The sequence below is a fragment of the Meridianimarinicoccus marinus genome (genome assembly GCF_040689105.1).
In the GTDB taxonomy this organism is placed as follows: Bacteria; Pseudomonadota; Alphaproteobacteria; order Rhodobacterales; family Rhodobacteraceae; genus Meridianimarinicoccus; species Meridianimarinicoccus marinus.
Genome location: NZ_JBFBVU010000141.1, coordinates 1 through 243, shown reverse-complemented (window position 1 = coordinate 243; position 243 = coordinate 1). Strand labels below are relative to the sequence as shown.

1 protein-coding gene is annotated in these 243 nt (G+C 33.3%); it reads right to left on the bottom strand.

The features are described from left to right. Positions 1–113: 113 nt before the first annotated feature. On the bottom strand, positions 114–243 hold a 130-nt coding region (gene pgk / locus AB0T83_RS20510), incomplete at its 5' end, for a phosphoglycerate kinase (protein WP_366195038.1).

The window sequence follows — 243 nt, the reverse complement described above, 5'->3', positions numbered from 1 at the left end:
TATATCTAAAATAGATTGGAAACACTGATCAATAAAGGATTTTCCAACAATTTAATAAATAAAAAAAGCCTGCTAATTATATTAGCAGGCGTTAAAATATCTAGTTATTTCTATTAATTGTTGATTGCAGCTACACCTGGTAACTCAAGCCCTTCAAGACTTTCAAGCATTGCTCCACCACCGGTAGAAACATAACTTACCTGATCAGCATATCCGAATTGCTTAACAAAAGCAACACTGTCA